We start from the raw sequence: 24,255 nt of genomic DNA on the forward strand, positions 1-24,255 counted from the left end.
CAACTTCACTTGTACATATTTGCGGGAATAGCTCAGTTGGTAGAGCACGACCTTGCCAAGGTCGGGGTCGCGAGTTCGAGTCTCGTTTCCCGCTCCAGATTTATGTAGCAGAGTTCATCTGTTATAGCCTGCAAAGGCAAAAAGTTTTGGCGCGTTAGCAAAGCGGTTATGTAGCGGATTGCAAATCCGTCTAGTCCGGTTCGACTCCGGAACGCGCCTCCACTTTCTTCCCGAGCCCGGGTGGTGAAATCGGTAGACACAAGGGATTTAAAATCCCTCGGCTTATGGCTGTGCGGGTTCAAGTCCCGCCCCGGGCACCATGGGAAAATAAGAATAAAATCAATGATAAGCAGTGTCGTGTAAACCACCTTCGGGTGGTTTTTTATTGCCTGTAATATCCCTTTCCAGCGATCTTTCCTACTATTTCTAATACTCACCGACAAGCTCGCGTGAAAACCCTTCACTACAGGAGTCCAGATGATGAACCAGGGACCATTAACAGAAGAAGAGATTGAATGGCTTGATGAGGTGCTGCTCAGGCACGCCACCGAGCGTTCTATTATGGATGTCGCAGAAATGGACGGCATGCTGACCGCCATTCTCTCCGGGCCAAAAGAGGTGGGGCCGGAAGCGACGTTTGCGGCATTCTGGGGCGGGGAGGGAGACCAGCCCCTGTGGGAGTCTGAGGACGAGCTAAAAAAATTCGTTGAGCTTACTTTCAAACATGTAAACGATATTGCGGAACGCCTGAGCGGCTATCCGGAACAGTACGAACCTTTATTCGGCACCAGCATTGTTGAAGAGCAGGAGTTCACCATCGTGGAAGAGTGGTGCTTTGGTTATATGCGTGGCGTGATGCTGTGGGATGTCGAGCCGCTGCCTGAAGAACTGCTTGCGATGCTTAAGCCTATTGCCCTGCACGGGCTGGAAGAGAAGTTTGATGAGCTTGATGCTTTGTCGCATGAAGTGTTCATCGACAGCATTGAAGAGATAAAACCTGCCGCACTGAGCGTGTTTGCTTACTGGCAGAACAAGCAGCACTCAAATCTGCATTAGCAGTAAAAACAGGCCGAAGCGCAAAAGCGCTTCGGCTTGATTTAATCTTTATCGCTGCAAATCAGGCCTGGGTATCCAGCGTGGAAAGCTCTTTGTCCACGAAATAGAGGCCTTCACCGCTTTTACCGACCAGGCTAAGTTTATCCAGCACGGATTTAAACAGTTTCTCTTCTTCATGCTGCTCGGCAACATACCACTGCAGGAAATTAAAGGTTGGATAATCCTGTGAAGTCATCGCCGCGTGAGCCAGTTCGTTAATCTTGCTGGTAATTAACTGCTCGTGTTCATAAGTCGCTTTAAATAAAGCGTCCAGTGATGAATATTCGTTAAATGGCGTTGGTACGGCGTTAATGCGCGGCATATTTCCGGTGTCGGCCAGATAGGCAAACAGGCGTTGCATATGCTCCATCTCTTCCTGAGCGTGGCGGCGCAGGAAGGCGGCCGCGCCTTCAAAGCTATGGTAGCTGCACCATGCGCTCATCTGCTGATAAAGCAAAGAAGAATACAGCTCAAGGTTCATTTGTTCGTTAAGTTTTTCGACCATTTCTGTTTTCAACATAGCGCGCTCCATTTAATTGCGATCCGACAGAGGCGCTACTCTATTTTTTTAATTTCGATAATGCAAATAGATTGTTAATTAATTTATTGTAATGAGAATGGTTGCTAATATTATTCTTTTTTATCAGCAAGCCTGAATAATGCTATTAACATTCATTCTCTTTTAGCTAAAAAATAATATTTTTAGCGGCGCGGTTTTTCTTATGCGAATGTAAAAAGCACATAAACTTGCCCTTGCTCGTACTAAGCCTATGAAGAGATTGGAAAATCATATGCATAAATAATCTTAACGGTGGCATTTACCTGCCGTCGGCGCTGTGGCTAAATACGTTTTTTCAAAATTATAAGTCTCATGAATATTCTTCACTTTCTTCTCGCACTCATCGTGATTCTGGCCCTTGCCTGGCTGGTCAGTTTCGATCGCAAAACCATTCGTCTGCGTTATTTGATTCAGCTCATCGTCATTGAGGCGGCCCTGGCGTTCTTCTTTCTGCACTCCGACAGCGGCCTGTTCGTTATTAATGGCGTGTCCGGATTCTTCGGCCATTTACTGACGTTTGCCGCTCAGGGCAGCGACTTTGTCTTTGGCGGCATGAGCAAACAGGGTCTGGCTTTTATCTTCCTTGGCGTGCTGTGTCCGATAATATTTATCTCCGCGCTTATCGGCATTTTGCAGCATTTGCGCATTCTTCCCTGGGTCATTCGCATTGTCGGCACGCTGCTGTCGAAGGTGAATGGCATGGGCAAGCTGGAGTCCTTTAATGCGATAAGCTCGCTTATCCTTGGGCAGTCGGAAAACTTTATCGCCTACAAACAGATCCTGGGCGATCTCAGCTCGCGCCGCATGTTTACAATGGCCGCCACCGCAATGTCCACGGTTTCGCTCTCCATCGTCGGGGCTTACATGACAATGCTTGAGCCGAAATATGTCGTTGCGGCTTTAGTGCTAAACGTATTCAGCACCTTTATCATTTTGTCGGTGATTAATCCGCGCGGACAGGAAGATGAACCGGAAGTGAAGCTTGAAAAGCTGCACGAAGCGCAAAGCTTCTTTGAAATGCTGGGCGAGTACATTCTTGCGGGTTTTAAAGTCGCGATGATTATTCTGGCGATGCTGATTGGTTTTATCGCGCTTATCAGCGCCCTGAACGCGCTGTTCTCCGTTATTTTCGGGTTAAGCTTCCAGCAGTTGCTTGGCTATGTCTTCTATCCGTTTGCGTGGCTGGTGGGTATTCCACAGCAGGACGCCCTGCAGGCGGCGGGGATTATGGCGACCAAGCTTGTGGCGAACGAATTTGTCGCCATGATTGAGCTGCAAAAGGTTATGTCGGGGCTGACGCCGCGCGGTCTGGGTATCCTTTCCGTTTTCCTGGTTTCTTTTGCTAACTTTGCATCTATCGGTATTGTGGCGGGGGCGATTAAGGGCCTGAACGAACAGCAGGGAAATGCGGTTTCGCGCTTTGGTCTGCGTCTGGTTTACGGGGCCACGCTGGTGAGCTTACTCTCGGCGGCCTTTGCCGGGCTGGTTCTCTGAAGTAAAAAACGGCGGGTTTTCCCGCCTTTTTTAGAACTGAACGCAAACAGGTTGGTCGACACGCATCACAGAATCCTGAGCGAAGCGTGATTTATAAATGTCGCGCAGCGCTTCGATTTTTGACTCGCTCTCTTTGCCGCTAGAGTGAATCAGCATCAGCGCTTTGCTTTGCTCCCGCGCCAGCTTCCCGTCGTTACCGAGCCATTGTCCTTTGGCATCAAATGTCGTTAACCCATCGCGAAAACGCGGCGTGACGTCATTATCGATAAAAATTTGCCACTCTTTCGCCGTAATATCCGCGCCTGCCGGACGGCTCAGGCCAAAATAAAGCGTGGTTTGCGTCATCGTATTTTCTGTCGGGCAAATGCCCGTAGCCGCGTTCTTTACAGACGCCGGCTGTACGCAACCCGCAAGCGCAAGGGCGATCAGGCCTGCTGTCGCGGCTTTATAAAATGTCATTATTCACCTGTTAGCATCCTTTAAAAAATTACTGCACCACCAGTTGATCCCGAAGATATTTTTCCATGCCGATACCGCGGCACTGGTATTCGAGAGTCACTTTCTGATTTAAACACAAAGCGCCGCTGCTCAGGCTGCAGGTTTTTATCGGTTCGCCATACGGGAAGGCGGCGATATAGCCCCACTGCTGGCATTGATGGCTGGCGGTGGACTGCGCGATAAAAGTATCGACCTTCGCTTTTTGCAGCGGAGCGAGATCGAATCCAAGACGCACTACGCCTGCGACTTCGCTGCTTTTAACGGGTTCAGGGGTTTTATTGAAGGTGCAACCACTCAATAAAAGGACGGCAATAAATAGAGATGAACGCTGCATGATAGTAAGCCTCGGCTGGCACTTTTTTGCATGGTAGCACGTCTTAAATGCTGAAAATCTTCCGCAGCATAAAGCCAAAAAATTTCATTTAAAATCACGCCAAAACGAATCCCTAAGACAAATTTTAGCCTTTAAGAGAAGGGGACATTCGCCTTTGTCTTTCTGCCAGACAACTTGTGACGCTCGCGTATCGCCTGTTTAGCCACAAACCCTTCTACTCACTCCGGCGAAGAAGCGTAGAAATGTGAGCGCATCTTAATTTTTTAAAACAATTTTTCATTAAATTTGAAAGTATGTTTGCCAGATAGTATGGTTAGCGCATACAGGCAGTTCACCACGACTACTTATCACGGCTTTTCACCCTGAAAATGTCCGTGACCCAATCAGGAGACGAAAGAATGAAAATTGCACTGATGATGGAAAACAGTCAGGCAGGCAAAAACGCCATCATCCTTAAAGAGTTGCAGGCGGTTGCGGCTGAAAAAGAGTATCCGGTTTATAACGTTGGCATGAGCGATGAGCAGGATCACCATCTGACCTACATCCACCTGGGCATTATGGCCAGCATTTTGCTGAACGCAAAAGCGGTTGATTTTGTGGTGACGGGTTGCGGTACGGGCCAGGGCGCGCTGATGTCCCTGAACATTCACCCGGGCGTTGTTTGCGGCTACTGCATCGATCCTGCTGACGCGTTTCTTTTCTCGCAGATTAACAACGGCAACGCGCTGTCGCTGCCTTTCGCCAAAGGCTTTGGCTGGGGCGCTGAGCTGAACGTACGTTACATCTTCGAAAAAGCTTTCACCGGCCGTAAAGGCGAAGGCTACCCGGTTGAGCGTAAAGAGCCGCAGGTTCGTAACGCAGGCATCCTGAACCAGGTCAAAGCGGCCGTGGTGAAAGAGAACTACCTTGATACGCTGCGCGCAATCGATCGCGAACTGGTGCAAACAGCCGTTTCCGGCGAGCGTTTCCAGAAGTGTTTCTTCGAAAACTGCCAGAACAAAGAGATTGAAGCGTTCGTTCGCGAAATCCTTGCTTAATTAGCAATAAAACGGCCAGCATTTGCTGGCCGTTTTTGTGTTATTCCCTTCTTTGCATCACTTCTTATTCGAAACTGAACTGCCCGCCGTGCGCGGCAGACGCAGTAAATCAAACAGCCCGATCAGACAGATAAGCGTAATCAGCACAAACGAGATTTTAATGCTGATACCGGGCACCGTACTCAGACCCAGCCACCCGCTGATTTTCTCTCCCAGCCTGATGCCAATAGCGCCAAGCGTAATGCCCAGCCCAACGGAAAGCTGCGTCGCCGTGCTGAACAGCGTATTGGCATAGCTCATTTGCCCGGCGGGAATATCCGCAAAAGCCAGCGTGCTGATGCCGGTGAACTGCATCGAACGGAACAGGCCGCCAAGAAACAGAATAACAACGGTCAGCCACATCGCCGTATGCGGCGTAAGGAAGGCGCAGGCGAGCAGGGCGGCCACGTTCAGCAGTCCGTTAATGATCAGTAGTTTTTTAAAACCAAGCGCGCGGATAAGCGGCGTAGTACCGGGTTTCATCGTCAGGTTGCCTGCAAATACCGCGAGCACCAGTAGCCCGGAGTGAAACGCATCCATGCCGAATCCCACCTGAAACAACAGCGGCAGCAAAAACGGCACGGCGCTGATTGAGGTGCGAAAAAGAGAGCCGCCATACATTGTGACGCCGAAAGTTTGCACCTTCAAAGCATCCAGTCGAATCATCGGATGGGCTGCGCGTTTGAAATGCCGGAGTGAAAACCACAGCGCCGCCGCTCCCGCCGTCAGTAAAGCTGCCGTGGCGGCTGCGTTGATGCTGGTTTCGCCCAGCATCTCCAGTCCGTAGACAAGGCAAATCATGGCGATTGCGGTACTGACGAACCCGATGCCGTCAAACGGGCGGCGCTCGTCATCATGAACATCCGGAATTAGCCGCCAGGCCAGCGCCATCGCCGCCAGACCGAGCGGAAGATTAATGTAAAAAATCCAGCGCCATGAAGCATAGCTGGTGATAAAGCCGCCCAGCGGCGGCCCGATGATAGGGGCGACCAGGGCAGGCCAGGTCAATGTCGCTATGGCGGTAATCAACTGGTGTTTCGGCGTCGTCCTTAATACCGCAAGGCGACCTACCGGCACCATCAACGCGCCGCCAATGCCCTGTAAAACACGCATCGCAACAAATTGTTCAAGGCTGTTGGCGAGGCCGCAAAGCACGGAGGCGACGGTGAAAATACCCAGCGCCAGGGTAAAGACCTTACGCGCGCCAAAACGGTCGGCTATCCAGCCGCTGGCGGGAATAAGCACCGCAAGCGTAAGCAGATAGGCGCTCATGCCTATATTCAGGTCCACGGCGTCCACGCCAAAAGTGCGCGCCATTTCCGGCAGAGCGGTGGCGATAACCGTTCCGTCGAGAAATTCCATAAAAAATGCGCCAGCGACCAGCAGCGCGGTAAGTGAAATACCACGTTTTTGTGCAAAAGAGAGGTTGTCAGACATGGTTGCCGCTCGAAATTAAAATAATGTTTTAAAAAATTACCGAAACAGATAATCAGTTAAGTGCTGGATTTGCAATTGGTTTTATGTGAACAGCTTGTAAAAACCACACCTGATATATGTGATATGCATCACAAAATGATTGATTTATGTGATGGAAGTCATATTATAGGTCGCATAACGAGCAACACCTGTACAAATAAAAATCGGAGTACATTATGAAACTGCGCAAGATCCTGAAAAGTATGTTCGAAAACTACTGCAAAACATTCAAAGACGTACCGCCAGGCGCGATGTTCTAAGAAAGTTTGACGATAAAAAAACCTGCCGAGGCAGGTTTTTTGTATCTGCAATTCAGCATCATGAATGCGAAACAGCTTCACGAACCACGGTTTCCTCGTTCGAGTCTTTAAACAGCTTGCTGTTTCCCCAGCACTCTTCGTAGCGGTGACCGACCAGATTTTCGATAACCACCCGCACTTCCGGTTTGATATCTTCAAGCCTGCCGCCTGCTTTGATACGCGCAACTTCTTCAAGCACAATCATATGCGCTTTGCGATCCAGCTTCATTTGTGTGCTGAATACTACCGCCGCCAGCGCCAGAATCACCACGCCCACGCAGAAGACAATCGCAATCGCATTAACCGCGCTTTCCGACTGCACGTGCGCCCTGGACTGGAAGCCGTAGAAGCTGAGGATAGAGCCCATAGTGAAGACGATAATTGAGCGCAGAATTTTGCCTGAGAAAGTCATCGCGCCCGCATAAATTCCCTCGCGACGACGGCCGGTAAAGACTTCATCCACATCCGCAAGGAAGGTGTAAACCGTCCACGGAATGTAATAAACGCCGCCTGTTCCCAGACCAAACAGAATAGTGATGCCGAACATAAGAACAGTGGCGATGTGCACCGGCAGGTGGAAGAAGTACAGCGAGGTGTAGCAAACCACCGAGAAAATAACGATGCCCAGCGCCATAATGTACGGTTTGCTAAAGCCCTTTTTCACGCAGATGCCGATAAACACCGCGGTCGAAATTAACTGCAGAATCGAATTCAGGCTATTAAGCCCCGCAACCATCGCCGGATCGTGTTGCAGCACGAAAATCACGAAGTAGGTGAAGATGGAAGCGAACAGCCATTCGGCGCCGAAGCCACACAGGTACATGCCTAAATGTTTACGGAATACGCGTAAATGGAAAGTGGAGCGCATATCGGCGGCAAGGCCTGTCAGGGTTTTGAGAAGCGTTGTTTTCGCTTTATGCACCATTTCCTTCGGACGGGCATGCTCCCAGGAGGAGAAATAAAGACAGGCGATGGCGACACACAGAATAACGCCATAGGTAATGCCCGTCAGGAAGAATGGCTGGGCGGAATCTTTGCCGTAAAGCAGGATAAATTGCCCCGGAATAAAAGCTGCGAGGAAGTTGGCCAGCTTGCCGAAAATGGCTTTATAGCCCGTTAGCTTAGAACGCAGGGTGAAATCGCTGGTCATTTCTGTCGCCAGCGTTTCGTAAGGCACCATCACCGAGGTATAGATAATCTCAAAAATGGCGTAGGTGCACAGGTAATACCAAAAGCCAAAACCTTCCACCCACAGCAGCGGGTAGAACATCATCAACGGAATACCGATCATCAGGAAGAAACGGCGACGGCCAAAGCGCTGCCCAAGTTTGGTATTGCCAAAGTTATCGGTTAAATACCCCATCAGCGGATTGCTGATGGCATCAATGATGCTGGCGACGGAGAAGATAAACGACGCTTCAAGAAGCGTCAGCCCGCAAAATGTGGTGTAAAAATAGAGTAACCATGCGCCGCTGATGGCCAGCGCGCCGCTTCCCAGCAGGTTGCCGCCCCCGTAAGCTAATTGATGTCGCAACAGCACCGGCCGTTCGTGTCCGGGTATTCCGCTTTTTATTGCCATATTTTTGAACCCATGTTTTATATTTTTTAGAAGATGAGTTCTTATAAAGTGATACAGGATGAATGATTGTGATGGCGGTCACCGATTTTGTAATCTGACGTAAAGCAATGTCTTTAATGAGATCGCGGTTCCATTTTCTTATTCCATTCATTTAATGAATGGATATTCTTGATGCCGCTACGGGAATAAGATTCTGCGAGGTGAATCGAACATTACCAGCCTGGGCAAAAATGCGTTCACGCTTCACTTTGCTCGTTGATGCCCGTATCGCCTGTTGGCAGGTTTTTCCCGTTGAATGATTTACGAGATGGCTTCCGGAATGGATTGTTGCCTCGTGATTCATGGCGCATGTACTATGGCGCGCAATATGAAACAGGAGAGAAAAATGTCTGAACAATTATCTGCCGATCGGGAACTGGTTTCCGACGTGGTCGCCTGCCAACTGGTGATTAAGCAAATTCTGGATGTGATTGATGTTATCGCCCCGGTTGAGGTGCGTGAAAAAATGGCTAACCAGCTAAAGACGATTGATTTCGCAACTCATCCTGCCGCGGCTGACCCGGTGACACGCCGTGCGATTCAGAAAGCCATTGCGCTGATCGAACTGAAGTTCACGCCGCAAAAAGACGCGCATTAATTCAGTAGCGGTATGGCGGATGGCGCTTGCGCCACCCGCCGTTATCGGCCATTAAAATAACGTCATTACCAGCAGGTAACTCGCCACGCAGGCGCAGCTCACGCCGATTAAACCCGGCAGGATAAAGCTGTGGTTGATAATGAACTTGCCGATACGCGTAGTGCCGGAGCGGTCGAACCCAATACAGGCCAGGTCGCTTGGGTAGGTCGGCAGCACAAAGTACCCGTAGGATGCGGGGAAGAAAGCAATCAGCATTTTGGGCTCTACGCCCAGCATCAGGCCCATCGGGGCGACCGCCGTCAGGGCTGCAGCCTGGCTGTTAACCAGTTTTGATACCAGGAACAGTACGATGGCATAAGTCCACGGATGGCTTTGCACCACGCCCTGCAACGCCATTTTCAGCTCTTCAAGGTGCGCCTGGAAAAACGTATCGCTCATCCACGCCACGCCGAAGACAGAGAAAATCGCCACCATCCCGGCTTTAAATACCGCGCCATTTGAGATAGCCGTCGCGTTCACCTTACACACGACAAGCATTACCGCGCCGGCAATCAGCATCATCATCTGGATAACCAGATTCATTGACAGCGGTGCCATGGCGCCTTTCACCTCAAAGGCGGGACGCATCTGCGGCATCGCGCCCAGCAAAACCACCACCAGAATCCCGGCGAAGAAAATCCACGTTGACCAATAAGCCTGTTTTGGAAAGGTCTGGTTCATCAACGTTTCGCTGCTGCCATAGATATATTCGCGCTGTTTTGGGTCGGCAATTTTTGCCTGAAACTCCGGGTCGTCTGCCAGATCTTTACCGCGACGCAGACTCCAGAGCGCGGCAATCAGCACGCCAAAGAGCGACGCGGGAACGGAGACTGAAAGAATTTCAAGGATGCCCCACGCTCGTCCAATCCCATGGCCCGCCGCCAGAATAGAGACCAGCGAAACCACGGCGACGGAAACAGGAGACGCGGTGATCGCCATCTGCGAAGCGATAGAAGCCACGGCCATCGGGCGTTCCGGGCGGATGCCTTTTTTCAGCGCGATATCGCTAATAATCGGGAACATGGTGTAGACCACATGCCCGGTACCGCACAGAAAAGTGAGCGTCCATGTGGTGAAGGGGGCGAGCAGGGTGATGTGTTGAGGATGTTTACGCAGCAGGCGCTCGGCAAACTGCATCATTACGTTCAGGCCGCCCGCCGTTTGCAGCGTGGCGGCGCAGCCGATAACGGCGAGGATGGTAAGCATCACGTCAACCGGTGGCTTGCCCGGTTCGAGACCAAAGATAAAGGTTAAAATAAACAGTCCGATACCGCTGATTAACCCCAGCCCCATCCCGCCAAAGCGGGTACCAACCAGCAGACATAAAATGATGACGATGAATTCAAAGGCTATCATGGTAATTCCTTAAAATTTTCTAATGCGCAAAGCATTGCAAATTGTAAGGTTACTCATTGAGACACAGATCTGATTTGTTAAAACATAATAAAAACAGATGGATATAACATTTTGTTAACAATGTGCAGGCTGGCGCTGCGCTTGCCATTGTGCAGGCGCCTGCGCGTTGGCGGATTTTAATTATTCACCTGTCCTGAATAGCCAATCCTGAAATCTTCCCGATACATTCCCGAAATAGAGCAGGGAATAACATCAGAACTTTATAAAACAGCACCTTAAAAATATTCTGGCGCTGATTATTTCCACAAGGGTTTCTATATAATTATCTCGTCTAAATATATGATCTATAATGTTTTATTTTCTGTTTTTCTGGCGTAAATAATTAAAGTTATTTTGGGGCTGGCCGTTAATTACCGTGAATGAGTAATTAACCCGGAAGGCAAAGCATGTTTAACTCCATTCGCAGCAGAATTTTGATCGCCACTGTCTTAATTGTGGTATGTGCATTATCCGTAAATACCTTTATTAATTATTTGATTAGCAACTCAGCTAACACGAAATCCATCAACAACACGCTCACTTCGCTTGCCGCAAGCCACACCGCGACGGTGGATCAGTGGATTGAAACTAAAGTGTCGCAAATCGCCTCTCTTGTGCCGCACGTTACCGATGCCGATCCTGTGCCGCTATTAACGCAGATTGCCGCCTCCGGCAATTTTATGAATGTGGATATAGGTTATCCGGATAAAAGGGATATCTCGTCCGATCCGTCAGGGATCCCACCGGGTTACGATCCCACTTCGCGCCCGTGGTATATCCAGGCCGTGGAAGCTAAAAAAGCGGTGGTGACCAATCCTTATCTTGATGTCACGACGCGTAAACTGATTGTCACCGTAGCGGCGCCGCGCATTGATAACGGCCAGTTGCTGGGCGTAGTGGAAGGGGACATTAATATGGACGCGGTGATTGCCAATGTGCGCGCCATTCATCCTACTGAAGACAGTTTCGGCATGCTGATGGACGCTGACGGCACAATTATCGCGCATGCAGACGAATCGCTGACGCTAAAACCGCTTTCTGAAATCGCGCCAGGCCTTAACCTTGCGCAATTGCTGCAGTCCAGAATACCTGTTCAGGCTGATATCGCGGGACGCGCGACCTTTATGATCGCTATGCCGGTAAAGGGCACCTCGTGGTTTATCGTCGTGGCTATGGATAAAGCGGAAGCCACCGCAAGCATGCGTTCGTTACTGTGGACGTCAACGGCATCGCTGTTTGTGCTGATTGCGCTTGCTGCTCTTATCGTCACGCTGATTACAAGACGCAGCATCGGCCCGCTGATTCGCGTGCGCGAAGCCATGGATTCTATCGCCGATGGCACGGAGGATTTAACCCGGCGCCTTAAAGTGGACGGCAAAGACGAGGTGGCGCAAATTGCCAGTGCGTTTAACCGTTTTGTGGACAAGCTCGCGGTAGTGATGAAATCCATTCGCAGCAGCAGCGAATCAGTGCGCATTGCCTCGCAAGAGATTGCCGCCGGGAATATCGACCTTTCATCCCGCACGGAGTCCGCTGCCGCAAGTTTGCAGCAAACCTCCGCAGCGCTTGAGCAAATCTCCTCTACCGTGGCGCTCTCTGCCAGCGCCTCTCGCGAGGCGAATTCGGCGGTGCTGTCAGCCGCCCAGGTTGCGCAACGCGGCGGTGCATCGGTACGTGATGTGATTCAGACCATGAATGCCATTGAAGCGGCGTCGGAGAAAATTGGCAATATCATTGGCGTCATCGACGGTATCGCTTTTCAGACCAATATTCTTGCGCTTAACGCCTCGGTGGAGGCCGCTCGCGCAGGTGAGCAGGGTCGAGGTTTTGCCGTCGTCGCAAACGAAGTCCGCAACCTGGCAAGCCGCAGCGCAGAGGCGGCCAAAGAGATCAGAATGCTGATTAATACCACGGTGGCTAGCGTGTCGTCGGGGGCAAAACAGGTGCATCAAACCGGCGACACGATGCAGGAAATCGTCAGCAGCGTTTCATCGGTGACCACTATCATGGCTGAGATTAACCAGGCGGCGGACGAACAAATGAAAGGCATCGCCGAAATAAATATAGCGGTGGTGCAGCTTGATACAATGGTGCAGCAGAATGCGGCGCTGGTGGAGGAGTCCACCTCGGCTTCCGCAGCGCTTACCGGCCAGGCAAGCGATCTGGCCGTTGCGGTAAATCAGTTCCGTCTTTAACGTCAAACATCCAACAATAAAAAACCCGGCGCGAGCCGGGTAAGCACTACCCGGAAAATACATTGCTCAGTGCTGCTGGTGGCAGACCAGGTTAGTCAGGTGCTGGTCGGTCTGCGCCATGCACAGGCCGGCTTTGCGCGCGTTACGTACTTCATCAAGGAGAGTATTGAGCAGCAAGCCGTCCTGCTGCTGCTCGCTTTGTACGGACTGCAAAAAGAACAGCGTTCTGTAATCGTTCAGGGCCTTAGCTTCATCCGTAAGCTGAGTCAGGGTTTTGCTACGCTGCTGATGATCGGCAAGAGTTTGCTGGAACAAGGCTTCAAGCGAGTCGCATTTGCTTTGCGGCGTTTCTATTTCACCAACAATGGGATTGCCGCCAGCCTGTTTCATAAAATTAAATACGCGCATCATTTGTGTGACGTTACTTTGTGCCTGGTGACGCAAAAATGCCGCCGTGCCGATTAAATTTTTTTCAACGCACCATGCGCTAAGCTGGAGATAAAGATTTGATGTATAAAATCCACCGTTCATTTGTTCGTTAAGTTTCTGAACCATTCCCGGGACCGCCATAATAATCTCCTTATCTGTTCGACTGAATAAACATACACGTGCGAAATAAAACGCGTGTTATATGAATAACGACAGAGTAGTAAGCCGCTGTTCTTCCTGAACAATACCCAGAATTTAAGGTAAATCGGAGCTTGTAAAAAGAATACCTCTTTTAAGGTATGCAGCAAACTCTTAAATTTACCGTTTTACCCTTTCTTACATCTTTTCAGGTTTCGGAATAATTTATTAATCGACGTCGCGGTGAATTTCGCAAGGGTATTCTTGCAGGAAGTTAACGCAGGGATATATTTCTCTTATTCTCGACATTCGCTGAAATAGAGATTATTTGCTCTGCATCAATTTTAAATAAATTTAAGCTTTCGCCGCTTTAAGAAGAAATGATTCAGACACTAAACAGGGAAACGCTGACGGCTCGCCTTTCTGTACTGCAGCGGCGTCTGGTGCATCATCTTTTTAAAACAGGTAATAAAATACGTCACTTCGCTGAAGCCTACCGCCAGTGCAATCTCATCGATGCTGTTTGCGGTGGTGCGCAGCAGATCGCAACTGCGTTTTATTCGTCGCGTAAGCAGATATTCATGAATGCTGCCCCCTGTCTGCTGGCGGAACACTCTTGAGGTATAGCTGCGCGAAAGTCCTATGGCGCAGGCCAGCTCGTCCAGCGAGAATTTCTCGGAATAGTGATTTTCCACCCAGTTCATAATACGCGAGGCAACCGTCTGCGGTTTAGGTACGAAAGGCTGCGGCTGGGCGGGTAAAAAGGCCATGATTTGCATCACCAGAAAGGCGACTTCGCTGGCGGACATCTGACTGCTGGCATCAAGGCTATCAAACTGGACCAGGATCGTTTCCATAAATTCCGCCCGCTCGCTTAAATCATAAACCTGCGCGGGAACGTTGCTTGCCGCAAGCGCAGCAAACTGGCCCTGCTGGCGAGGAAAGCCATTCAGCGCGCTTTCTACCACGGATTGTTCAATATGCATGGTGGTGCGGTGGTACTGATTTTTCTCACTGTCATCTACGTGTACTTTATGCAGACGAAACGGCGGAAAGATGAACAAACGTCCGGGGCGGGCGGTGTAAGGCTGATTATCCACCACCACAATACCGTAGCCTTTCGAGATATAGAGCAGCTCCACACATTGATGCCAGTGATAGTAAGCCGCGCTAGTCGACCACATGCGGTTGAAGGAAATAACCCGGCTGTCGAGGGTGATTCGCTCAAGCAATTGGGGTTCGCTCATTTTTCCTCAAGACAATAGATTTAAATTTTTACGCCACGGTTTGCAATTTATTACCGCCGCGCAACAAAAAATCCAGTAAAAATGAAATGGCGGTTTAAAAATGTGAGCCTGCTCACTCGGTGCAGGATTTAAAAGCGGCTACTCTTTGCCCCGACGTCACCGACATCTCTGTAGAAGAGCCCAATAACAATAACTTATCTGATTCTCGTTATTGACGGGAGGACATCTTGCAACCTGAAAATATTACGCTGGCCAATCCTTTGCGGTCCCGAAATGATATCCGGCAACTGATTAATGAATTATTGAATGCCGTAACGCCATTTTTTAAAAAAGACGCCAGCCGGGTGGATCTCGCCAACTTCACGGCGCATTACGGGCAGCGGGTGGCGAATATGGAAACTTTCTCGCGGCTGCTGTGGGGCGTCACGCCTTTACTTGCCGGTGGAAGTGAGCCGGAACAGTTTTCTTTTTATATTCAGGCGATAAAAAACGGCACCAACCCCCAGCATGCGGATTACTGGGGAGAAGTCGACCCGTACGATCAGCGCATTGTGGAAATGGCCGCCTATGGTTTACTGCTGGCGCTGGCTCATGAAACGGTGCTGGCGCATTTCAACGAGCAGGAAAAAACTCATCTCTGGCGCTGGCTAAAACAGAGCGAAAGCCAGGCGATTCCGGACAATAACTGGCATTTCTTCCCGATCCTGGTGCAGGTTGGTTTCCACAAGGCCGGTATGGCCACCCATCCGCAGGCGCTGGAAAAGCATTTTGCCGCCATGGAACACTATTATCTTGGCGAAGGCTGGTATTCCGACGGGCCGGGTCGTCCGCGTGATTACTATATTTCCATGGGCTTTCACTTCTACGGGCTGATTTACGCGAAGCTGATGGAGAAAGCAGACCCGGGACGCTGCGCTGAACTACGCCGCCGGGCAACGCTTTTCGCCGCTGACTTTATCCACTTCTTCGCTGAGGACGGCGCTGCCGTTCCCTTTGGCCGCAGCCTGACTTACCGCTTTGCCCAGGCGGCATTCTGGAGCGCGGCTGCTTTCGCAGGTTTAGAGGTGTATTCGCCAGGGGTCGTCAAAGGGATCGTGCTGCGGCATTTACGCTGGTGGATGAAGCAGCCGCTGTTCGACAGGGACGGCGTGTTAAGCGTGGGGTATAGCTACCCGAACCTGATCATGGCGGAAGATTACAACGCGCCGGGTTCCCCCTACTGGGGACTGAAAACCATGCTGGTGCTGGCGCTTAACGATAGCGATCCGTTCTGGCAGGCGCAGGAATTATCGCTGCCGGCGCTTAACGCAGAGCACAGCATTCCGCAGGCCGATCAGATTCTGGTGCGCCAACCCGGTCATTTATGGATGCTCACTTCCGGCCAGCTTGAGCTGAATAACTTCGTCAATACCGAAGCCAAATACTGCAAGTTTGCCTATTCAACCCGCTTTGGATTTACCGTCGAGCGCGGCCGCTACGGGCTTTCGCACGCCGCTGCGGATTCAATGTTACTGCTGTCCGAAAAGGATAATTACTGGCGCGGGCGACGCGACTGCGCCTGTGTTAAGACGGCGGACGGCATGATTTACAGTCGCTGGCAGCCCTGGCATGACGTGACTATTGATACCTGGCTGCTGCCGCTCGGCGACTGGCAGGTGCGCGTGCATCACATTCATTCAGCGCGAAATCTTGATACGGCAGAGGGCGGCTTTAGCCAGCCTAATCGTCCGCACCCCCTGGTCGAAACCGGGCCGGGCAGTTGCCAGCTCACCACAGCTTCAGATATCAGCGCCATTTTCTGTCTCAGTCCCCACTCTCGTCGCGGCGAAGAGCTCTTAACGCCGCCAAACAGCAATGTTTTGTTTGCCGAACGTGCGGCTGTTCCGCTGCTGCGCGGAGAACTAACGGCAGGAAAAGATCTGCTGATAAGCGCCGTCTGGGCGGGAGAGTCGGCAGACTTCAACGCGCAGCTTTGCCCGCAGGCCATCATCCGCGATGACGTTGTACGCCTCGTGACGGCTAACCATGAAAAACGCCTGACCCTGACTGATTTGCCGGAGATATCCGTATGACGACTTCAACGCCCGTGCGCACCGCGCAGATAAAAATGAGCAGTTTTATCTTCCTTTACTTCTTTACCTGGTCGTCGAGCTTCGGACTTTACGCCCTGTGGCTCAGCCAAAAGGTTGGCCTCGACAGCATCACCATCGGCAGCGTATTTGCCATTAACGGCGTGTTCGCCGTTATCTTAAAACCGGTTTACGGCTACATCATGGACAAAATCGGCATGAGCAAATGGCTGCTCTATTTTGTCTGCGCCGTATCGGCCCTGATGGCGCCGTTCTTCGTCACCGTTTATCAACCGCTGCTGTTAAGCCATACCACGGTGGGCATTATCATCGGGGCGCTTTATCTCAGCCTTGGCTGGTATGCAGGCGTTGCCGCATCCGAATCCTACGCCGACCGTTTCAGCCGCTTATACGGGCTGGAGTTTGGCCGCATCCGGATGTGGGGATCGCTCGGCTGGGCCATGGCCGCCTCGGTTTCCGGACTGCTGTTTAACTTCACCCCGCTGGCGAACTTCCTCGTCAGCAGCGCGACCTCCGTGTTGATGCTGCTGGTGCTGATTAGCCTGAAGATTGGCGACGATCGGCTACGTAATAACAACGTTATTTCAGCAAACAAAATCGTCTTTGCCGACGTGCTGATGCTGCTGAAAAACCGCAAATTCTGGATGTTCAGCCTGTATGTCGCGGGCGTGGCCTGGATGATGTTTGTCGCCGAGCAGCAGTTCCCGCGCTACTTCGTCTCATTCTTTGATACCAAAGAGCAGGGCAACGCCTGGTATGGCTACCTCAGCACCGTGCAGTCCGGCACCGAGTTCGTCATGATGATGTTTATCCCGCTGCTGGTTAACCACTACGGCGCAAAACGGGGGCTGCTGCTGTGCGGCTGTGTGGTAGGGGCTCGCCTGATTGCCTCCGGCCTTACCACCGACCCGGTCATTATTTCGATTATTAAGCCGCTTTACGGCATCGAAATCTCGCTGCTGCTGATCTCCGTCTTCAAATACATCGCCGAACATTTCCACAAGAAAATCAACGCCACTATGTACCTGCTGGGCTACCAGGCGATGATTTATGTCGGCTCAGTGGTGGTAGCCCCTCCGGCAGGCTACCTCTACGACAAAATCGGCTTTGAGCATACCTACCTGATGATGGGCTGTTGCGCGCTGCTGTTTACCTTAATTTCCGCTTTCACTCTCTCGCGCTGCCAGTCGAAACGCGACGAGTCCCGAAACTTTTCCCCAACGCTGGGCGCCGCCCCGGTTGAACCGGCCAAACACTAATTCAGGAGTTGTTATGACCAGAACAGTAATTACCGAAGCCCTGCGCCCCATTGAACTGCATCAGATCGACAGGCTACAGCTTCGCCGCAGGCTTGATGAAGCGCTGGCTCGCGTCACGCGCAAGCTTGATAAAAACATCGTCGCCTTTGGCGACAGATTCCCCGGCGAAGCCTGTGAAAACGGTATCTGGCCGCGCACCGAAAACGTGGAGTGGACAACCAGCTTCTGGCCGGGCCAGCTATGGCTGGCATGGGAAATGACGGGCGATGGGAAATACCGCGCCGCAGCCGAACGCTACTTGCCGTCGTTTGCGGAGCGCATCGAAAAACGTATTGATACCGCGACGCACGATCTCGGTTTCCTGTACTCGCTCTCCTGCGTGAGCGCATGGCGGCTGACAGGAAACGAAGCCGCGCGCAAATCTGCGCTACTGGCGGCAGAAACACTGATGGAACGCTTTAACCCGGTGGCGAAAATTATCCAGGCCTGGGGCGATTTGAACGACCCGGAACAGCAGGGCAGGATGATCATCGACTGCAATATGAACCTGCCGCTGCTGTACTGGGCAAGCGAGCAAACGGGCGACCAGCGCTATGCGCAAGCGGCAACCGCGCATGCGGAACAGGCGGCGAACTATATCGTCCGTGAGGATGCTTCGACTTATCACACCTTTTATATGGATGTGAAAACCGGCGAGCCGCGCTTTGGCAATACGCATCAGGGGTACAGCGACACGTCGTGCTGGTCGCGCGGGCAGGCGTGGGGAATTTACGGCTTCCTGCTCAGCTATTTACATACCGGCGATAAAAACATGGTGGAGCTGTCGCGCAGCCTCGCGCATTATTTTATCAATCGCCTGCCGGAAGACGATGTCTGCCACTGGGATCTGGCGCTGCTGGGAACCGATGCGGTTCGTGATAGCTCAGCGGCAGCCATCGCGGCCTGCGGCCTGCTGGAGCTGGTAAAAGCGCTGCCGACTCTGGACGAACATCGCGCCCACTATGAAGAGATGGCGCTGCGCATTGTGTCATCGCTCACCGAAAATTATCTGGCAGGCGACGACGAGCCAACCGAAGGGCTGCTCAAACACTCGGTTTACCATATGGCGAGCGGTAAAGGGGTCGATCAGTGCTGTAGCTGGGGCGACTATTTCTACCTCGAAGCGCTGGCGCGTTTACGCCAGGTCTGGTATCCCTACTGGTAATTTTTTGAGCAAAGGAGAGCGGCCATGTCAAGCGTTGCCGTGTTACTGGCGCCCGGTTTTGAAGAAGCGGAAGCCATTGTTACCATTGATATTTTGCGTCGGCTGAAGATTAACGTTCAAACCCTGTCCTGCGTGGATACCCGCGCGGTAGTGAGCTATCACGCTATCCCGATGGTGGCTGATGCCATGCTGAGTGAGAGCTTTGACGCCACTTTCGACGCCGTTGTGTTGCCCGGCGGGCCCGAAGGCAGCGTGTTTCTCGCCCAAAGCGCCAGCGTCGTCGAGTTTGTTCGCCGCCATGACGAACTGGGTAAGTTTATCTGCCCGATATGCTCCGCCGCGGCGCGGGTGCTGGGCGGCAACGGGCTGCTAAAAGGCCGCCGCTATGTTTGCTCCGGCGATTTGTGGCGGCAGGTCACGGACGGCGAGTATGTCGATGCTGATGTGGTTGAGGACGGAAATTTAATCAGCGGCAAAGGCTTAGGGAAAGTTTTTGATTTTGCCCTGACCGTTGCGGCCCGCCTTGAAGGAGATGAAGCCTCGGCACGCGATCACGCAGAGCATATTTATTATCCCTGGTGATGAATAGGCTGTTTATGTCAGTCGTTTCTATACTTACTCATTTACCGAGGAGAAAGAAATGGCGACTGAACTGGAAACTCTGGCTCTAAACCAGGCGAGCGGCGGCGTGCCAAACAGTGCGCTGCCGCTTGTGCTTTATCATCATGTCTCCCACGAAGAAAACCTCGCCGAAGCTTTTGAACATCTTTTTGCCCGCAATGGCTGGCCGCCGCGCTGGCGCTATCCCGTTTTTACCTACACGCACTTTCACTCTAATACGCACGAAGCGCTGGGCGTTTTCGCTGGCAGCGCGAAGATTCAGTTTGGCGGCGAAGCCGGGCCAGTCGTCGATATTTCTCGCGGCGATGCGGTGCTGATTCCCGCAGGCGTAGGGCACAAACAAATTGAGGCTTCGGAAGATTTCATGTGCGTGGGGGCCTATCCCGACGGATTTTCACCGGATAAATACCTTGACCAGCCGGGGCAGCTTGCTGAAGTGAAAGAAAATATCGCCAAAGTTCCTCGGCCTGGCAAGGACCCGGTAACGGGAAGCCGCGAAGGCATAAATACGCTGTGGTAGCTGCAGCCAGGCCGCAGGGACGCGCTGGCTAACCTTATGGACGATTCTGCTTATCTGTAATTAATTCATCATACATAACCCTCCCTTTTTATGGCTTAAATTGCTGAATCTATGCACGACCTTACTGTAATTCTGCCGTGTGATTTTGCTCTCCTATGGATTATTAATTTCCCGCTAAAACTATCTCCAGCTCAGGTTGCAAAAACCGCCGATGCTAAAAGCTTGTTTTAAATCGACCTTACCTTACGAATAAAAAAATCGATCTGGAGTACGCATGCACAAATTTACTAAAACGCTGGCAGCCATCGGCTTCGCAGCGGTTATGTCACAATCCGCTATCGCTGAGACCATGAAATTAGGTTTCCTGGTAAAACAGCCCGAAGAACCCTGGTTCCAGACTGAATGGAAATTTGCTGATAAAGCCGGGAAAGATCTTGGCTTTGAAGTGATTAAAATTGCCGTGCCGGACGGCGAAAAGACCCTTAACGCCATTGACAGCCTGGCCGCCAGCGGCGCTAAAGGTTTCGTGATTTGCACCCCGGACCCAAAACTGGGTTCAGCGATTATCGCCAAAGCAAAAAGCTACGACATGAAAGTCATTGCGGTAGATGACCAGTTTGTCACCGCGAAAGGCAAGCCGATGGAAACCGTGCCGCTGGTGATGATGGCCGCGACCAAAATCGGCGAGCGTCAGGGACAGGAGCTGTATAAAGAGATGCAAAAACGCGGCTGGGATGTAAAAGACTCGGCCGTCATGGCGATAACCGCCGATGAACTTGATACGGCGCGTCGCCGTACTTCTGGTTCGATGGAAGCGCTGAAAGCCGTGGGCTTCCCGGAAAAACAGATCTACAAAGTGCCAACCAAATCTAACGATATCCCCGGCGCGTTTGACGCCGCCAACTCCATGCTGGTTCAGCATCCTGAAGTGAAACACTGGCTGATTGTCGGCATGAATGACAACACCGTGCTGGGCGGCGTGCGCGCCACCGAAGGCCAGGGCTTTAAAGCGCCGGACGTGATTGGCGTGGGCATTAACGGCGTGGACGCGGTGAGCGAGCTGTCAAAAGCGCAGGCCACCGGTTTCTACGGTTCCCTGCTGCCAAGCCCGGACGTACACGGTTATAAGAGCAGCGAAATGCTCTACAACTGGGTAACTAAAGATGCCGAGCCGCCGAAATTCACCGAAGTAACCGACGTGGTGCTGATCACCCGCGATAACTTCAAAGAAGAGCTGGCTAAAAAAGGTTTGGGCGGTAAGTAAGGGCGGATGGCCGGAGGTGGCGGTGGATGGCGCTACGCTTATCCACCCTACAAAATATCCGCATTACGCAGGTCGGGATGCAGGTCGGATAAGCATAGCGCCATCCGACATCAGGTAAAGGGTCAATCATGCAACAACAAACACCGTATCTTTCCTTTCGTGGCATAGGCAAAACCTTCCCCGGCGTGAAAGCGCTTCAGGATATCAGCTTTGACTGTTATGCCGGGCAGGTACACGCGTTGATGGGAGAAAACGGCGCCGGTAAATCCACGCTGCTGAAGATCCTCAGCGGAAACTATGCCCCAAGCCAGGGCAGTATCATTCTGCGCGGCGAAGAGGTGGTTTTTAGCGATACCACTGCGGCGCTCAACGCAGGCGTGGCGATAATCTATCAGGAACTGCATCTGGTGCCGGAAATGTCGGTTGCCGAGAATATTTATCTCGGCCAGATCCCGCATAAGGCCGGTATCGTGAACCGCTCACTGCTCAATTACGAAGCGCGGCTCCAGCTTGAACACCTGGGTCTGGATATCGATCCTCAGACGCCGCTTAAATATCTTTCTATCGGCCAGTGGCAGATGGTGGAAATTGCCAAGGCGCTTGCGCGTAACGCCAAAGTTATCGCCTTTGATGAGCCAACCAGCTCTCTTTCACGCCGTGAAATTGACAACCTTTTCCGCGTTATTCGCGAACTGCGCGCGGAAGGGCGGGTGATTATTTATGTTTCGCACCGCATGGAGGAAATCTTTGCGCTGAGCGATGCGATTACCGTGTTCAAAGACGGACGCTACGTGCGCACGTTTGATGACATGCAGCAGGTGAATCACGATTCGCTGGTGCAGGCGATGGTCGGTCGCGATTTGGGCGATATTTATGGCTGGCAGCCTCGCGAGCATGGCCCGGAACGGCTACGGCTGGATGAGGTGAAAGCGCCAGGCGTGCGCACGCCAGTTTCCCTTAACGTGCGCCGCGGCGAAATCGTTGGGCTGTTTGGTCTGGTGGGCGCCGGGCGTAGCGAACTCATGAAAGGGTTATTCGGCGGAACGCGCATTACGGGCGGACAGGTGTGGATTGACGGCGAAGCCATCGCCATCAAGAAACCCGGCGATGCCATTCGCGCCGGGATGATGCTTTGCCCGGAAGACCGCAAGGCCGACGGCATCATCCCTGTGCATTCGGTACGGGACAACATCAACATCAGCGCGCGCCGTAAGCATATCAGCGCGGGCTGCCTGATTAATAACCTGTGGGAAAGCGAAAACGCCGCCTCCCATATCCGTTCGCTGAATATCAAAACGCCGTCTGCCGGGCAGCTAATTATGAATCTCTCAGGCGGCAATCAGCAAAAGGCCATTCTGGGCCGCTGGTTGTCCGAAGAGATGAAGGTTTGCCTGCTTGATGAACCTACGCGCGGCATCGACGTGGGCGCGAAGCATGAAATCTACAACGTAATTTACGCCCTGGCCGCTCAGGGCGTGGCGGTGCTATTTGCGTCGAGCGATTTGCCCGAAGTCCTGGGCCTTGCGGACCGCATCATTGTTATGCGCGAAGGTGAAATTGCCGGCGAGTTGTTGCATGGCGAGGCCAGCGAGCAGCAGGCGCTGAGTCTGGCGATGCCTAAAACCAGTGCGAGTGCAGCATGAGTAAGGGGAACAAAATGTCTTCATTAACTAAATCCGACGGTACGGGCACGGCATCCGGCGGCGCAAGCAAGTCATCTGTAAGCCTTGGGCGCATCTGGGATAACTACGGCATGCTGGTGGTATTTGCGGTGCTGTTTATCGGCTGCGCCATTTTCGTGCCGAACTTCTCTTCCTTTATCAATATGAAGGGGCTGGGACTTGCGATTTCGATGTCCGGCATGGTGGCCTGCGGCATGCTGTTCTGCCTGGCTTCCGGTGATTTCGATCTCTCCGTGGCGTCGGTTATCGCCTGCGCGGGCGTGACGACGGCGGTGGTCATTAACATGACCGAAAGCCTGTGGATTGGCGTTGCGGCAGGGTTGCTGCTTGGGGTGCTAAGCGGTCTGATAAACGGTTTTGTTATCGCCCGGCTGAAAATTAACGCGCTGATAACCACCCTCGCCACCATGCAAATTGTGCGCGGCCTGGCTTATATCATCTCTGACGGTAAAGCGGTGGGCATCGAAGACGAGCGTTTCTTTACGCTTGGCTACGCCAACTGGCTCGGCCTGCCTGCGCCGATCTGGCTGACGGTGGGCTGTCTGATAATTTTTGGTTTCCTGCTCAATAAAACGACTTTTGGGCGAAACACGCTGGCGATTGGCGGGAATGAAGAGGCGGCGCGGCTTGCGGGCGTGCCCGTAGTGCGGACCAAAATCATTATCTTTGTGCTGTCGGGCCTGGTCTCCGCAGCGGCGGGCATTATCCTCGCTTCGCGCATGACCAGCGGACAGCCGATGACCTCGATCGGCTATGAGCTGATTGTCATTTCAGCCTGCGTACTGGGCGGCGTTTCGCTCAAAGGCGGGATTGGCAAAATCTCTTACGTGGTGGCGGGTATTCTGATTCTGGGGACGGTGGAAAACGCCATGAACCTGCTAAATATTTCTCCGTTCTCGCAGTACGTAGTGCGCGGTATGATCCTGCTGGCGGCGGTGATATTCGACCGCTACAAACAGAAGGCCAAACGTACGGTTTAATCTTTCCGCATCGCAACTTCAGATGATTCCTAATCGCAACGCCAGCCCCCACAAGGGCTGGCGATTTCTCTTATAAAATTGCGACACCTGTCACCCTGTCTATACTTACATGGCTAATTTTAATTTTAAGTTACCGGATCGGTGA

22 protein-coding genes and 3 tRNA genes are annotated in these 24,255 nt (G+C 52.2%); 17 read left to right on the forward strand and 8 right to left on the reverse strand.

Features of this window, described 5'->3' with window-relative positions; translation table 11 throughout:
- The first annotated feature begins 21 nt into the window (after positions 1-21).
- The 4 genes from MUA00_RS10390 (at position 22) to MUA00_RS10405 (ending at position 1,056) form a co-directional block, all read left to right on the forward strand.
- Positions 22-97, forward strand: a tRNA-Gly gene (locus tag MUA00_RS10390).
- Between the two features lie 51 nt (positions 98-148).
- Positions 149-222, forward strand: a tRNA-Cys gene (locus MUA00_RS10395).
- Positions 223-234: 12 nt separating this feature from the next.
- Positions 235-320, forward strand: a tRNA-Leu gene (locus MUA00_RS10400).
- A gap of 157 nt (positions 321-477) precedes the next feature.
- Positions 478-1,056, forward strand: a complete 579-nt coding sequence (locus MUA00_RS10405) for a UPF0149 family protein (RefSeq protein ID WP_271122977.1) — start codon at positions 478-480, stop codon at positions 1,054-1,056.
- Between the two features lie 61 nt (positions 1,057-1,117).
- Here the strand turns inward: MUA00_RS10405 and ftnA are convergent, their stop codons facing one another.
- A complete protein-coding gene (gene ftnA, locus MUA00_RS10410) occupies positions 1,118-1,615 on the reverse strand; it encodes a non-heme ferritin (protein ID WP_271122976.1) in 498 nt (165 codons plus the stop codon).
- 351 nt (positions 1,616-1,966) lie between these two features.
- Between ftnA and MUA00_RS10415 the strand changes: the two genes are divergently transcribed.
- A complete protein-coding gene (locus tag MUA00_RS10415) occupies positions 1,967-3,148 on the forward strand; it encodes a NupC/NupG family nucleoside CNT transporter (protein ID WP_271122975.1) in 1,182 nt (393 codons plus the stop codon).
- Between the two features lie 30 nt (positions 3,149-3,178).
- Here MUA00_RS10415 and MUA00_RS10420 read toward each other — a convergent pair whose 3' ends face one another.
- A complete protein-coding gene (locus tag MUA00_RS10420) occupies positions 3,179-3,607 on the reverse strand; it encodes a DUF3574 domain-containing protein (protein ID WP_271122974.1) in 429 nt (142 codons plus the stop codon).
- A 28-nt stretch (positions 3,608-3,635) separates the two neighbouring features.
- Positions 3,636-3,980, reverse strand: coding sequence for a YecR family lipoprotein (gene yecR, locus MUA00_RS10425; RefSeq protein WP_271122973.1), 345 nt, complete (start codon positions 3,978-3,980; stop codon positions 3,636-3,638).
- Positions 3,981-4,378: 398 nt separating this feature from the next.
- Between yecR and MUA00_RS10430 the strand changes: the two genes are divergently transcribed.
- Positions 4,379-5,017, forward strand: a complete 639-nt coding sequence (locus tag MUA00_RS10430) for an RpiB/LacA/LacB family sugar-phosphate isomerase (protein WP_271122972.1) — start codon at positions 4,379-4,381, stop codon at positions 5,015-5,017.
- Positions 5,018-5,074: 57 nt separating this feature from the next.
- On the opposite strand, the gene MUA00_RS10435 is transcribed toward MUA00_RS10430, so the two are convergent.
- The gene (locus MUA00_RS10435; protein WP_271122971.1) at positions 5,075-6,493 is read right to left on the reverse strand and encodes an MFS transporter; all 1,419 of its coding nucleotides are present in this window, start codon (positions 6,491-6,493) and stop codon (positions 5,075-5,077) included.
- A gap of 215 nt (positions 6,494-6,708) precedes the next feature.
- Here MUA00_RS10435 and azuC point away from each other — a divergent pair, with 215 nt between their 5' ends.
- On the forward strand, positions 6,709-6,792 hold the full coding sequence (azuC, locus tag MUA00_RS10440) for a stress response protein AzuC (RefSeq protein WP_014229869.1): 84 nt from the start codon (positions 6,709-6,711) through the stop codon (positions 6,790-6,792).
- 58 nt (positions 6,793-6,850) lie between these two features.
- Here azuC and MUA00_RS10445 read toward each other — a convergent pair whose 3' ends face one another.
- The gene (locus MUA00_RS10445) at positions 6,851-8,368 is read right to left on the reverse strand and encodes an MFS transporter (RefSeq protein ID WP_271123101.1); all 1,518 of its coding nucleotides are present in this window, start codon (positions 8,366-8,368) and stop codon (positions 6,851-6,853) included.
- A gap of 427 nt (positions 8,369-8,795) precedes the next feature.
- Here MUA00_RS10445 and MUA00_RS10450 point away from each other — a divergent pair, with 427 nt between their 5' ends.
- Positions 8,796-9,047 carry a DUF2766 family protein gene (locus MUA00_RS10450; protein WP_271122970.1) on the forward strand — a complete coding sequence of 84 codons (252 nt, stop codon included), beginning with the start codon at positions 8,796-8,798 and terminating at the stop codon, positions 9,045-9,047.
- A gap of 51 nt (positions 9,048-9,098) precedes the next feature.
- On the opposite strand, the gene MUA00_RS10455 is transcribed toward MUA00_RS10450, so the two are convergent.
- Positions 9,099-10,442, reverse strand: coding sequence for an anaerobic C4-dicarboxylate transporter (locus MUA00_RS10455; protein WP_271122969.1), 1,344 nt, complete (start codon positions 10,440-10,442; stop codon positions 9,099-9,101).
- 446 nt (positions 10,443-10,888) lie between these two features.
- On the opposite strand from MUA00_RS10455, the gene MUA00_RS10460 reads away from it, so the two are divergent.
- Positions 10,889-12,676, forward strand: coding sequence for a methyl-accepting chemotaxis protein (locus MUA00_RS10460; RefSeq protein ID WP_271122968.1), 1,788 nt, complete (start codon positions 10,889-10,891; stop codon positions 12,674-12,676).
- A gap of 66 nt (positions 12,677-12,742) precedes the next feature.
- On the opposite strand, the gene MUA00_RS10465 is transcribed toward MUA00_RS10460, so the two are convergent.
- Both MUA00_RS10465 and MUA00_RS10470 read right to left on the reverse strand, forming a co-directional pair.
- Positions 12,743-13,246: a non-heme ferritin-like protein gene (locus tag MUA00_RS10465; protein ID WP_271122967.1), complete on the reverse strand. Its 504-nt coding sequence runs from the start codon at positions 13,244-13,246 to the stop codon at positions 12,743-12,745.
- A gap of 389 nt (positions 13,247-13,635) precedes the next feature.
- Positions 13,636-14,490 (reverse strand): AraC family transcriptional regulator, encoded by an 855-nt coding sequence (locus tag MUA00_RS10470; RefSeq protein ID WP_271122966.1) that lies wholly within the window; start codon positions 14,488-14,490, stop codon positions 13,636-13,638.
- Between the two features lie 227 nt (positions 14,491-14,717).
- Here MUA00_RS10470 and MUA00_RS10475 point away from each other — a divergent pair, with 227 nt between their 5' ends.
- From MUA00_RS10475 to araH, 8 genes are all read left to right on the forward strand, one after another.
- Positions 14,718-16,562 (forward strand): DUF2264 domain-containing protein, encoded by a 1,845-nt coding sequence (locus MUA00_RS10475; protein WP_271122965.1) that lies wholly within the window; start codon positions 14,718-14,720, stop codon positions 16,560-16,562.
- Complete coding sequence (locus tag MUA00_RS10480) at positions 16,559-17,839, forward strand: oligosaccharide MFS transporter (RefSeq protein WP_271122964.1); 1,281 nt, start codon at positions 16,559-16,561, stop codon at positions 17,837-17,839. Before MUA00_RS10475 ends, MUA00_RS10480 begins: the two co-directional genes overlap by 4 nt.
- Before the next feature lie 13 nt (positions 17,840-17,852).
- Complete coding sequence (locus MUA00_RS10485) at positions 17,853-19,043, forward strand: glycoside hydrolase family 88 protein (protein ID WP_271122963.1); 1,191 nt, start codon at positions 17,853-17,855, stop codon at positions 19,041-19,043.
- Between the two features lie 24 nt (positions 19,044-19,067).
- Positions 19,068-19,625 carry a DJ-1 family glyoxalase III gene (locus tag MUA00_RS10490; protein ID WP_271122962.1) on the forward strand — a complete coding sequence of 186 codons (558 nt, stop codon included), beginning with the start codon at positions 19,068-19,070 and terminating at the stop codon, positions 19,623-19,625.
- 58 nt (positions 19,626-19,683) lie between these two features.
- On the forward strand, positions 19,684-20,184 hold the full coding sequence (locus MUA00_RS10495; protein ID WP_271122961.1) for a cupin: 501 nt from the start codon (positions 19,684-19,686) through the stop codon (positions 20,182-20,184).
- Positions 20,185-20,458: 274 nt separating this feature from the next.
- On the forward strand, positions 20,459-21,448 hold the full coding sequence (locus MUA00_RS10500) for an arabinose ABC transporter substrate-binding protein (RefSeq protein WP_271122960.1): 990 nt from the start codon (positions 20,459-20,461) through the stop codon (positions 21,446-21,448).
- A 128-nt stretch (positions 21,449-21,576) separates the two neighbouring features.
- Positions 21,577-23,091, forward strand: a complete 1,515-nt coding sequence (araG, locus tag MUA00_RS10505; RefSeq protein WP_271122959.1) for an L-arabinose ABC transporter ATP-binding protein AraG — start codon at positions 21,577-21,579, stop codon at positions 23,089-23,091.
- A 14-nt stretch (positions 23,092-23,105) separates the two neighbouring features.
- Positions 23,106-24,110, forward strand: a complete 1,005-nt coding sequence (araH, locus tag MUA00_RS10510; RefSeq protein WP_271122958.1) for an L-arabinose ABC transporter permease AraH — start codon at positions 23,106-23,108, stop codon at positions 24,108-24,110.
- Positions 24,111-24,255: the final 145 nt, after the last annotated feature.

Source organism: Dryocola boscaweniae, assembly GCF_025215095.1.
Lineage (GTDB): Bacteria > Pseudomonadota > Gammaproteobacteria > Enterobacterales > Enterobacteriaceae > Dryocola > Dryocola boscaweniae.

Coding starts and splice junctions, on each gene's coding strand:
- MUA00_RS10405 (WP_271122977.1), top strand. CDS start 478: ATGATGAACCAGGGACCATTAACAGAAGAAGAGATTGAATGGCTTGAT.
- ftnA (WP_271122976.1), bottom strand. CDS start 1,615: ATGTTGAAAACAGAAATGGTCGAAAAACTTAACGAACAAATGAACCTT.
- MUA00_RS10415 (WP_271122975.1), top strand. CDS start 1,967: ATGAATATTCTTCACTTTCTTCTCGCACTCATCGTGATTCTGGCCCTT.
- MUA00_RS10420 (WP_271122974.1), bottom strand. CDS start 3,607: ATGACATTTTATAAAGCCGCGACAGCAGGCCTGATCGCCCTTGCGCTT.
- yecR (WP_271122973.1), bottom strand. CDS start 3,980: ATGCAGCGTTCATCTCTATTTATTGCCGTCCTTTTATTGAGTGGTTGC.
- MUA00_RS10430 (WP_271122972.1), top strand. CDS start 4,379: ATGAAAATTGCACTGATGATGGAAAACAGTCAGGCAGGCAAAAACGCC.
- MUA00_RS10435 (WP_271122971.1), bottom strand. CDS start 6,493: ATGTCTGACAACCTCTCTTTTGCACAAAAACGTGGTATTTCACTTACC.
- azuC (WP_014229869.1), top strand. CDS start 6,709: ATGAAACTGCGCAAGATCCTGAAAAGTATGTTCGAAAACTACTGCAAA.
- MUA00_RS10450 (WP_271122970.1), top strand. CDS start 8,796: ATGTCTGAACAATTATCTGCCGATCGGGAACTGGTTTCCGACGTGGTC.
- MUA00_RS10455 (WP_271122969.1), bottom strand. CDS start 10,442: ATGATAGCCTTTGAATTCATCGTCATCATTTTATGTCTGCTGGTTGGT.
- MUA00_RS10460 (WP_271122968.1), top strand. CDS start 10,889: ATGTTTAACTCCATTCGCAGCAGAATTTTGATCGCCACTGTCTTAATT.
- MUA00_RS10465 (WP_271122967.1), bottom strand. CDS start 13,246: ATGGCGGTCCCGGGAATGGTTCAGAAACTTAACGAACAAATGAACGGT.
- MUA00_RS10470 (WP_271122966.1), bottom strand. CDS start 14,490: ATGAGCGAACCCCAATTGCTTGAGCGAATCACCCTCGACAGCCGGGTT.
- MUA00_RS10480 (WP_271122964.1), top strand. CDS start 16,559: ATGACGACTTCAACGCCCGTGCGCACCGCGCAGATAAAAATGAGCAGT.
- MUA00_RS10485 (WP_271122963.1), top strand. CDS start 17,853: ATGACCAGAACAGTAATTACCGAAGCCCTGCGCCCCATTGAACTGCAT.
- MUA00_RS10490 (WP_271122962.1), top strand. CDS start 19,068: ATGTCAAGCGTTGCCGTGTTACTGGCGCCCGGTTTTGAAGAAGCGGAA.
- MUA00_RS10495 (WP_271122961.1), top strand. CDS start 19,684: ATGGCGACTGAACTGGAAACTCTGGCTCTAAACCAGGCGAGCGGCGGC.
- MUA00_RS10500 (WP_271122960.1), top strand. CDS start 20,459: ATGCACAAATTTACTAAAACGCTGGCAGCCATCGGCTTCGCAGCGGTT.
- araG (WP_271122959.1), top strand. CDS start 21,577: ATGCAACAACAAACACCGTATCTTTCCTTTCGTGGCATAGGCAAAACC.
- araH (WP_271122958.1), top strand. CDS start 23,106: ATGTCTTCATTAACTAAATCCGACGGTACGGGCACGGCATCCGGCGGC.